This window comes from Pseudescherichia sp. (genome assembly GCF_032052675.1).
GTDB lineage: Bacteria > Pseudomonadota > Gammaproteobacteria > Enterobacterales > Enterobacteriaceae > Pseudescherichia.
Genome location: NZ_DAMBWA010000003.1, coordinates 211,775 through 220,770 on the forward strand (window position 1 = coordinate 211,775; position 8,996 = coordinate 220,770).

At 57.9% G+C, this 8,996-nt stretch carries 9 protein-coding genes and 1 tRNA gene (1 of these 10 cut by a window edge); 6 read left to right on the forward strand and 4 right to left on the reverse strand.

Translation table 11 applies throughout. The features are described from left to right. Positions 1-3 precede the first annotated feature (3 nt). Positions 4-666, reverse strand: coding sequence for an OmpA family lipoprotein (locus RTX96_RS05855; RefSeq protein WP_103820446.1), 663 nt, complete (start codon positions 664-666; stop codon positions 4-6). Between the two features lie 114 nt (positions 667-780). On the opposite strand from RTX96_RS05855, the gene RTX96_RS05860 reads away from it, so the two are divergent. Next, entirely contained in the window at positions 781-3,165 is a 2,385-nt protein-coding gene (locus RTX96_RS05860) for a molybdopterin guanine dinucleotide-containing S/N-oxide reductase (RefSeq protein WP_312670511.1), read from the forward strand. On the opposite strand, the gene RTX96_RS05865 is transcribed toward RTX96_RS05860, so the two are convergent. Both RTX96_RS05865 and tag read right to left on the reverse strand, forming a co-directional pair. Beyond that, positions 3,134-3,574, reverse strand: coding sequence for an N-acetyltransferase (locus RTX96_RS05865; RefSeq protein ID WP_312268412.1), 441 nt, complete (start codon positions 3,572-3,574; stop codon positions 3,134-3,136). The genes RTX96_RS05860 and RTX96_RS05865 overlap by 32 nt on opposite strands. Next, complete coding sequence (gene tag, locus RTX96_RS05870) at positions 3,552-4,133, reverse strand: DNA-3-methyladenine glycosylase I (RefSeq protein WP_103820443.1); 582 nt, start codon at positions 4,131-4,133, stop codon at positions 3,552-3,554. Before tag ends, RTX96_RS05865 begins: the two co-directional genes overlap by 23 nt. Before the next feature lie 152 nt (positions 4,134-4,285). Between tag and RTX96_RS05875 the strand changes: the two genes are divergently transcribed. After that, positions 4,286-4,978: an autotransporter domain-containing protein gene (locus RTX96_RS05875; protein WP_103820442.1), complete on the forward strand. Its 693-nt coding sequence runs from the start codon at positions 4,286-4,288 to the stop codon at positions 4,976-4,978. A gap of 73 nt (positions 4,979-5,051) precedes the next feature. On the opposite strand, the gene RTX96_RS05880 is transcribed toward RTX96_RS05875, so the two are convergent. Next, positions 5,052-5,225: a hypothetical protein gene (locus RTX96_RS05880; RefSeq protein WP_312670516.1), complete on the reverse strand. Its 174-nt coding sequence runs from the start codon at positions 5,223-5,225 to the stop codon at positions 5,052-5,054. Here RTX96_RS05880 and RTX96_RS05885 point away from each other — a divergent pair. From RTX96_RS05885 to RTX96_RS05900, 4 genes are all read left to right on the forward strand, one after another. Continuing rightward, positions 5,224-6,426: an MFS transporter gene (locus RTX96_RS05885; protein ID WP_103820440.1), complete on the forward strand. Its 1,203-nt coding sequence runs from the start codon at positions 5,224-5,226 to the stop codon at positions 6,424-6,426. The genes RTX96_RS05880 and RTX96_RS05885 overlap by 2 nt on opposite strands. An 85-nt stretch (positions 6,427-6,511) precedes the next feature. After that, positions 6,512-6,943, forward strand: coding sequence for an organic hydroperoxide resistance protein (locus tag RTX96_RS05890; RefSeq protein WP_042394035.1), 432 nt, complete (start codon positions 6,512-6,514; stop codon positions 6,941-6,943). Between the two features lie 214 nt (positions 6,944-7,157). Then, the gene (gene eptB, locus RTX96_RS05895) at positions 7,158-8,846 is read left to right on the forward strand and encodes a kdo(2)-lipid A phosphoethanolamine 7''-transferase (RefSeq protein WP_103820439.1); all 1,689 of its coding nucleotides are present in this window, start codon (positions 7,158-7,160) and stop codon (positions 8,844-8,846) included. Between the two features lie 91 nt (positions 8,847-8,937). Further along, positions 8,938-8,996 (forward strand) — tRNA-Pro (locus RTX96_RS05900) (it continues 118 nt past the right edge of the window).

Genomic DNA, 8,996 nt, shown 5'->3' on the forward strand with positions numbered 1-8,996 from the left:
TGTTTACTGCGTTGGGCTAAGCGTGATCTCGACGCGGCGGTTCTGCGCCTTGCCCTCTTCGGTGCTGTTGCTGGCGATCGGGTTCGCCGGACCCATGCCGCTGGTGCGCAGGCGGCTGGCATCCACGCCCTGGGTAATCAGCGAGCTGGCAACCGAGTCGGCGCGCTGTTGTGACAGGCGCATGTTGAGATCCTGGCCGCCGGTGCTGTCGGTGTAGCCCACCACGTTCACCGCCGTTTTCGGGTACTCTTTCAGCACCATCGCCACGCCGGTCAGGGTGTTAGCACCCGCCGGTTTCAGGGTGGCGCTGCTGCTGTCGAAGGTCACGTTGTTCGGCATGTTAAGCACGATGTTGTCGCCGTTTCGCGTCACGCTGACGCCGGTTCCCTGCATTTTCTCGCGCAGTTTGGCTTCCTGCACGTCCATGTAGTAGCCTGCACCGCCGCCGAGCGCCGCGCCTGCCGCTGCGCCAATCAGCGCACCTTTACCACGATCTTTCTTCGAGGAGGAGAGGACGCCTACGCCTGCGCCGACCAGCGAGCCAATGCCCGCGCCGATGCCAGATTTTCCTGCTTCACGTTCGCCGGTGTAGGGGTTAGTCGTACAGCCAGAAATTGCCAGGGCACCGCATACCGCGGCGGCAATCATAATGACGCGTTTTTTCATCGTTTATCCTTAAATGCGTTTTCGTTCTAAGCCACTGCAAGGTGGTGGTTGATTATGACGCCTGAATAGGGTGAAAATTTCCGGAAAGAATCCGAATTTTGTAAATAACATTGAATGGTCTGTATAAAGGACCATCACACCTGCATCTACGACCGGAGAGCACGCGCTTTGGCAAACACAACGATTAAAACGGTTCTGACCGCGGCCCACTGGGGGCCCATGCTGGTTGAAACCGATGGCGTACAGGTTCTGAACTCACGCGGCGCGCTGCCGACCTCCCATCCGAACTCGCTCCAGACGGCGGTACGCGACCAGGTTCATAGCAATACCCGGGTGCGTTTTCCAATGGTGCGCAAAGGCTTTCTCGCTTCGCCGGATAGCCCACAGGGCGTTCGCGGTCAGGATGAGTTTGTACGCGTCAGCTGGGACGAGGCGCTGGATCTGATCCACGCCCAGCATAAGCGCATTCGCGACAGCTACGGTCCGTCATCTATCTTTGCTGGCTCCTACGGCTGGCGATCTAACGGCGTGCTGCACAAGGCGGCGACGCTGCTGCAGCGCTATATGAGCCTTGCAGGCGGCTATACCGGTCACCTGGGGGACTACTCCACCGGCGCGGCGCAGGCGATCATGCCCTACGTGGTGGGTGGCAACGAGGTTTATCAGCAGCAGACCAGCTGGCCGCTGGTGCTGGAGCACAGTGAAGTGGTAGTGCTCTGGAGTGCCAACCCGCTTAATACCTTGAAAATTGCCTGGAACGCCTCGGATGAACAGGGCATCGCCTTTTTTGATCGGCTACGGCGCAGCGGCAAGCGGCTGATCTGCATCGATCCTATGCGATCGGAGACGGTCGACTTCTTTGGCGATAGCATGGAGTGGATCGCGCCGCATATGGGAACCGACGTCGCGCTGATGCTCGGCATCGCCCATACCCTGCTGGAGAACGGCTGGCAGGACAACGACTTCCTGGCGCGCTGCACTGAAGGCTATGAGGTGTTTGCTGCCTACCTGAGCGGCGAGAGCGACGGCGTGGCGAAAACCGCCGAGTGGGCGGCAGCGATTTGCGGCATTGAGGCGGAGAAAATCCGCGAGCTGGCGCAGCTATTCCATGAAAACACCACCATGCTGATGTCCGGCTGGGGGATGCAGCGCCAGCAGTACGGCGAGCAGAAGCACTGGATGCTGGTGACCCTCGCGGCCATGCTCGGACAGATCGGCACCCCGGGCGGCGGCTTTGGTCTCTCCTACCACTTTGCCAACGGCGGCAACCCGACGCGGCGGGCGGCGGTGCTGGCGTCGATGCAGGGCAGCGTTCAGGGCGGCGTAGATGCGGTCGATAAAATCCCGGTGGCGCGCATCGTCGAGGCGCTGGAAAACCCTGGCGGCGCGTACCAGCACAACGGCATGGACAGGCACTTCCCGGACATTCGTTTTATCTGGTGGGCGGGCGGGGCAAACTTTACCCATCACCAGGATACCAATCGCCTGATCCGCGCCTGGCAGAAGCCGGAGCTGGTGGTGATCTCCGAGTGCTACTGGACCGCCGCTGCGAAACACGCGGATATCGTCCTGCCTGCCACCACCTCCTTTGAACGTAACGATCTCACCATGACCGGCGACTACAGTAACCAGCATCTGGTGCCGATGAAGCAGGTTGTTGCTCCGCAGGACGAAGCCCGGGACGATCTTGAGATCTTTGCTGACCTGAGCGAGCGCTGGGAAGAGGGGGGCCGGGTGCGCTTTACCGAGGGCAAAACCGATCTGCAGTGGCTGCAAACTTTCTATGAGATCGCTGGCCAGCGCGGCGCCAGCCAGGGCGTGACCCTGCCGCCGTTTGCGGCATTCTGGGAAGCGAACCAGCTGATTGAGATGCCGGAGAGCGAACAGAACGCGCGCTTCATACGCTTTGCCGACTTCCGTCGCGATCCGCAGGCGAATCCGCTGAAAACCGACAGCGGTAAAATTGAGATCTACTCAAAGCGCATTGCCGGATATGGTTATGCCGACTGTCCGCCGCACCCGATGTGGCTTGCGCCGGTGGAGTGGCACGGCAACGCAGAGTCCGGACAGCTGCAGGTACTCTCGGCGCATCCGGCACACCGTCTGCACAGCCAGCTAAGCTACAGCGAACTGCGCGAGCGGTACGCGGTAGCCGGGCGTGAGCCCATTACCCTGCATCCCCAGGATGCGCAGGCGCGTGGGATTGTTGCAGGTGACGTGGTGCGCGTATGGAACGAACGCGGGCAGGTCCTGGCGGGCGCGGTCGTGACCGAGGGGATCCGACCTGGGGTGATCTGTATTCATGAAGGCGGCTGGCCGGATCTCGACCCAGCGGCGGGAGGCATCTGTAAAAACGGTGCGGTCAACGTGCTGACCAGGGATCTTCCCACCTCACGGCTGGGCAACGGCTGCGCAGGCAATACCGCCCTGGCATGGGTAGAGAAATATACCGGACCGGCGCTGACGCTTACGGCGTTTGATCCGCCTGCCAGCTCATAATCCACGTCGGGTGCTGCGTTTCATCCTGCCATGCGCAATCCTCAATGCGGAACCCGCAGGCATGGTAGAAGTGCACCGCCCGGGTGTTCTTCTGGTACACCTCCAGGCTAAGCTGGGGGTGGCGCTGCATAACGTACTCCAGCAGCCCTCGACCTATGCCCCTGCCGATGGCGGCGGGGCGTACAAAGAGCGCGCCGACAAAGCGCGCATCCATCACGCTGACAAATCCTTGTAGCGCCTCTTTGTCCTCCCACACCCAGGTGGTGGCGTTGGCGAGATAGACATCCCGCACCATAGCGATGCTCTCCTGCCAGTAGCTCTCCCGGATAAAGGGGTGGGCAAAGGTGGTGCTCTCCAGCCACAGCCGCAGCAGCGGAGCGCTATCTTTACGATGCCATTCGTGGATCATCCTCGCCTCCTGGATGGCAGAAACAGCCGATAATATGATCGTTGACCAGCCCGCAGGCCTGCATAAACGAGTAGCAGATGGTGGTGCCGACAAACTTAAAGCCGCGCTTCTTCAAGGCTTTTGACAGGGCGTCCGACTCCGGGGTAGAGGTAGGGATCTCGCTCAGGGTGGCCGCCTGGGTCACGCGCGGTGGGTTCCCGGCAAAGGACCAGACAAACTCGCTAAAGGACTCGCCCTTCTCCGCCATCGCCAGGTAGGCGCGGGCGTTGCCGATAATGGCCTGGATCTTCCCCCGGTGACGAATAATGCCCGCGTCCAGCATCAGGCGCTCAACGTCCTCCTCCTGCATCGCCGCCACCCGCTGCGGATCGAAATGATGGAAGCAGCGGCGGTAGTTTTCCCGCTTTTTCAGCACCGTGATCCATGACAGCCCGGCCTGCTGGCCTTCAAGGCAGATCATCTCGAACAGCTTCTGGCCGTCGGTCTGCGCAACGCCCCACTCCCTGTCGTGATAGTCGATGTACAACGGGTCCTGACTGACCCAGCCACAACGTTGCATTTTCTTCTCCCTTTGTTGCTATGAATCACAAAAGAAATCACTGCCGCTGGCTTGACGTGCCTGGTAAAGAGACAATATTTAATACAGGGTTTTAAGCCCACCAAGAACGATAACAATAATGCCGAATTCGGCTCTCTCCTGGAGTCGCATTGATGAACACGAAAAAATTCAGTGGCCGCCGCCTGGCGTTAGTGTCTGTTTGCGTGTTTTTCTGCCACACGGCGAATGCCTGGCAGCAGGAATATATCGTGACCGACCCGCAAAGTAATATGACCGATCGCTATACATGGGATAGCGATCACCAACCACGCTATGACGATATTCTGGAGGAGCGCATCCGGTCGGGGCAGAACCTGCCTGGCGCAACCTTTAACCTGCCCGATGATAACCCACTCGACGCAACAAGTACGATGAGCATGGGGTGGAATTTTCCACTGGCTCACAGTGTGACTACCGGGCCGGTGGCCGTCTGGCATTACGACAGCTCAACCTCAACCATGTTTAATGAGTTTGGTGATAGCCCAGCCAACCTGCAGTTTAGCGATCCGCTGTGGCATGCCAGCGTCAGCTCCGTGGGCTGGCGGGTAGACAGCCACTTTGGTGACCTCCGCTCGTGGGCGCAGATTAGCTACAACCAGCAGTTTGGCGAGAATCAGTGGAAAAGCCAGTCGGGCCTCAATCGCCTCTCTGCCTCCAGCCAGTATGGCAACTGGATGGACGTCACCTTTGGCGCGGATATGCTGCTCAATCCGCACCTCGCCGCCTATGCCTCTATGTCGCAGTCGGAGAACGATGTGACCGGGCAGAACTATCTCTACAGCATGGGCGTAAGTGCGCGTTTCTGATACCCATTTTAAACAGCTGAGTAACATTTAAACTACATAGCTGGCGCGCCTGGCGCTGATAGTACGCACTAACTTATAGGGTAAAAAAACGCAGCGGCCGAAAAAGACGCTGCCATTCATTCCCTCTCCAAGGCATTTCATTCCCTTCTCGCTGCATTTCATGCCTTTTTTCACCCGGCATGAAATGCGCTTCGCTATCGTTGACGGCAGAGAATTTCTTAATTTCCTTATGCAGGAAGACTGCCATGAAAACATCAACCGCAAATCGCACCCGCTGGCTAACCCTGGTCGGCACTATCATCACTCAGTTTGCCTTAGGATCGGTCTATACATGGAGCCTGTTCAACAGCGCGCTGGCAGAAAAGCTCGATGAGCCTGTAAGCCAGGTCGCCTTCTCCTTCGGCTTGCTCAGCCTGGGGCTCGCGATCTCCTCCTCGGTCGCCGGGAAGCTGCAGGAGCGTTTTGGCGTTAAGCGCGTCACGATGGCTTCCGGCATCCTGCTTGGCGTTGGCTTAATGCTCACCGCCCATGCAAACAACCTGATGATGCTCTGGCTCAGCGCTGGCGTGCTGGTTGGCCTGGCCGATGGCGCAGGCTACCTGCTGACCCTCTCCAACTGCGTTAAATATTTCCCGGAGCGTAAAGGGCTGATCTCAGCGTTCGCCATTGGCTCGTACGGTCTTGGCAGCCTCGGCTTTAAGTTTATCGACAGCCATCTGCTGGCGACCGTTGGCCTTGAAAGCACCTTTATGATCTGGGGGGCGATTGTGATGGGCATGATCCTGTTCGGCGCGATGCTGATGAAAGACGCTCCGCAGCAGAAAGTGACGATGACCAACGGCGTGATCGAAAACGACTTCACTCTTGCACAGTCGATGCGGAAACCGCAGTACTGGATGCTGGCGGTGATGTTCCTGACCGCCTGCATGAGCGGCCTGTACGTGATTGGCGTGGCGAAAGATATCGCCCAGGGCATGGTACATCTGGATATGGCCACCGCAGCCAACGCAGTAACGGTGATTGCTATCGCTAACCTGACGGGCCGCCTGGTACTGGGCATCCTCTCTGATAAGATCGCTCGCATTCGGGTGATTACCCTCGGCCAGATGGTTTCGCTGGTGGGGATGGCCGCGCTGCTGTTTGCTCCGCTCAACGCGGTGACCTTCTTCGCGGCCATTGCCTGCGTCGCCTTTAACTTCGGCGGTACCATTACCGTCTTCCCGTCGCTGGTGAGCGAGTTCTTCGGCCTGAACAATCTGGCGAAAAACTACGGCGTAATCTACCTGGGCTTTGGTATCGGCAGCATCTGCGGCTCGATCATCGCCTCGCTGTTCGGCGGCTTCTATATCACCTTCTGCGTGATTTTCGCCCTGCTTATCCTCTCCCTGGCGCTCTCCACCACCATTCGCCAGCCGCAGAGCAAAGTATACAAACAGGCACACGCCTAACGGCTTTTCGTGCGGTAAACCTGCCAGGACGGGTGACAGCGACTATCTTTAGTGATTAGCGCTTCCAACAAAAAGGAGTCACCCTATGTCTTTAGAAAAAGTGGTTTACCGCGCGAAAGCAAAAGCAACCGGCGGCCGTGATGGCCGCGCTGTCTCTTCTGATGGCGTGCTGGATATCAAACTTGGCGTACCCAAAGAGATGGGCGGGGCAGGTGGTGAAGCGACCAACCCGGAGCAGCTGTTTGCCGCAGGCTACTCGGCCTGCTTCCTGGGCGCGCTGAAGCACGTCGCCTCGCAAGAGCAGAAGAAAATTCCCCAGGATGCCTATATAGAAGGGCAGGTAGGTATCGGCCCGATCCCCACTGGCTTTGGCATTGAAGCCCAGCTAGATATTCATCTGCCGGGGATGGATCGCCAGGAAGCAGAAGAGCTGGTGCAAAAAGCGCATGTCGTCTGCCCTTACTCTAACGCCACCCGCGACAACATCGACGTTACCCTGAACGTCATCACCTCTTAATCTTTTTTCTGCCTCTCTCGATCCGGTCATATTTTTGTAAATATCTGACCGGATCACATTCCCCATGACACTTTTTCCTGGCCTTGTGGTCTACTATGCCGCGCTTTAAGAAGTTACCTGGTTTGACTTCCAACGCACTCTATTAACCTGCCTGCTGGTGAAAGACACAGTATGCGGGTGCTTTTATTGATTCCCTTTTCACAGGGCAGCTTGCATGAGATATATCAAAGTCATGACGCAGCAGAGGCTTAGCTTCTTGCTGGCGTTATACATCGGCCTGTTTATGAACTGTGCCGTCTTCTTCCGCCGCTTCGACAGCTATGCGCAGGATTTTACCTTTTCAAAAGCCTGCGCCGTGGCCATTGAGCTGTTCGGCACGGTACTGATTACTTTCTTTTTACTGCGGGTGCTTTCTCTCTTTGGCCGCCGCGTCTGGCGCGTGCTGGCCACCCTGCTGGTGCTCTTCTCCGCCGGAGCCAGCTACTACATGACCTTCCTGAACGTGGTGATTGGCTATGGCATCGTTGCCTCGGTGATGACCACGGATATCGACCTCTCGAAAGAGGTGGTGGGCCTGCACTTTGTGCTCTGGCTAGTGGCCGTCAGCGCGCTGCCGCTGCTGTTTATCTGGAGCAACCGGTGCCGCTACACCCTGCTGCGCCAGCTGCGTACGCCGGGGCAGCGCCTGCGCAGCGTGACGCTGGTGGTGCTGGCGGGGCTGATGGTGTGGGGGCCGATCCGCCTGATGGATATGCAGCAGAAGAAAGTCGAGCGCAGCACCGGGATTGATATGCCGAGCTACGGCGGCGTGGTGGCGAACTCCTATCTGCCCTCCAACTGGCTGTCGGCGCTGGGGCTTTACGCCTGGGCGCAGGTGGATGAGTCTTCGGACAATAAGTCGCTGATGAACCCGGCGACGAAGTTCACCTACGTACCGCCTAAAGACCTGGAGGATACCACCGTGATCTTTATCATTGGTGAGACCACCCGCTGGGATCATATGGGCATCTTCGGCTACGAGCGTAATACCACGCCTAAGCTGGCTCAGGAGAAGAACCTGGCGGCGTTCCGCGGCTACTCCTGCGATACGGCGACCAAGCTCTCACTGCGCTGTATGTTTGTGCGCCAGGGCGGGGCAGATGAGAATCCGCAGCGTACTCTGAAAGAGCAGAATATCTTTGCAGTACTTAAGCAGCTCGGCTTTGCCTCGGATCTCTATGCGATGCAGAGCGAGATGTGGTTCTATAGCAACACGATGGCGGATAACATCAGCTATCGCGAGCAGATTGGCGCTGAGCCACGCAACCGGGGCAAGCACGTCGACGACATGCTGCTGCTGGATGAGACTAACATTGCGTTGCAGAACAACCCGACCGGTAAGCATCTGATTGTGCTGCATACCAAAGGGTCGCACTATAACTATGTGCAGCGCTATCCGCGCAGCTATGCGCAGTGGACGCCGGAGTGCGTGGGTATCGATAAGGAGTGCAGCAAGCAGGAGCTGATTAACGCCTATGACAACTCAGTGACCTACGTCGACAGCTTTATTACGAAGGTTATCGATCAGGTGCGGGATAAGAAGGCGATAGTCTTCTATGCGGCCGACCACGGTGAGTCGATCAACGAGCATGAGCACCTGCACGGTACGCCGCGCAACATGGCGCCGCCGGAGCAGTTCCGCGTGCCGATGATGGTATGGATGTCTGACAAATATCTGGAGAACCCGGAGAAAGCGAAGATGTTTGCCCAGCTCAAGCGGGAAGCGGATATGAAGGTACCGCGCCGCCACGTTGAGCTGTATGACACCATTATGGGCTGTCTGGGCTACACCTCGCCGGACGGTGGGATCAACCAGAATAACAACTGGTGTCGTCTGCCGGACAAGGTTGCAAAAGCGAATTAAGCCCGGTGGTGAGTTTCTCACCGATCGAATGGCTTTTTTACAATAAGGGATTGACGGTTGGGGTTGCCAGCAGTAAGATGCGCCCCGCATTCGGTGATTGGCGCAGCCTGGTAGCGCACTTCGTTCGGGACGAAGGGGTCGGAGGTTCGA

Bases quoted from the DNA above. Each gene is read 5' to 3' on its own strand.
- RTX96_RS05855 (WP_103820446.1), bottom strand. From the start codon at position 666: ATGAAAAAACGCGTCATTATGATTGCCGCCGCGGTATGCGGTGCCCTG.
- RTX96_RS05860 (WP_312670511.1), top strand. From the start codon at position 781: ATGGTCTGTATAAAGGACCATCACACCTGCATCTACGACCGGAGAGCA.
- RTX96_RS05865 (WP_312268412.1), bottom strand. From the start codon at position 3,574: ATGATCCACGAATGGCATCGTAAAGATAGCGCTCCGCTGCTGCGGCTG.
- tag (WP_103820443.1), bottom strand. From the start codon at position 4,133: ATGCAACGTTGTGGCTGGGTCAGTCAGGACCCGTTGTACATCGACTAT.
- RTX96_RS05875 (WP_103820442.1), top strand. From the start codon at position 4,286: ATGAACACGAAAAAATTCAGTGGCCGCCGCCTGGCGTTAGTGTCTGTT.
- RTX96_RS05885 (WP_103820440.1), top strand. From the start codon at position 5,224: ATGAAAACATCAACCGCAAATCGCACCCGCTGGCTAACCCTGGTCGGC.
- RTX96_RS05880 (WP_312670516.1), bottom strand. From the start codon at position 5,225: ATGGCAGTCTTCCTGCATAAGGAAATTAAGAAATTCTCTGCCGTCAAC.
- RTX96_RS05890 (WP_042394035.1), top strand. From the start codon at position 6,512: ATGTCTTTAGAAAAAGTGGTTTACCGCGCGAAAGCAAAAGCAACCGGC.
- eptB (WP_103820439.1), top strand. From the start codon at position 7,158: ATGAGATATATCAAAGTCATGACGCAGCAGAGGCTTAGCTTCTTGCTG.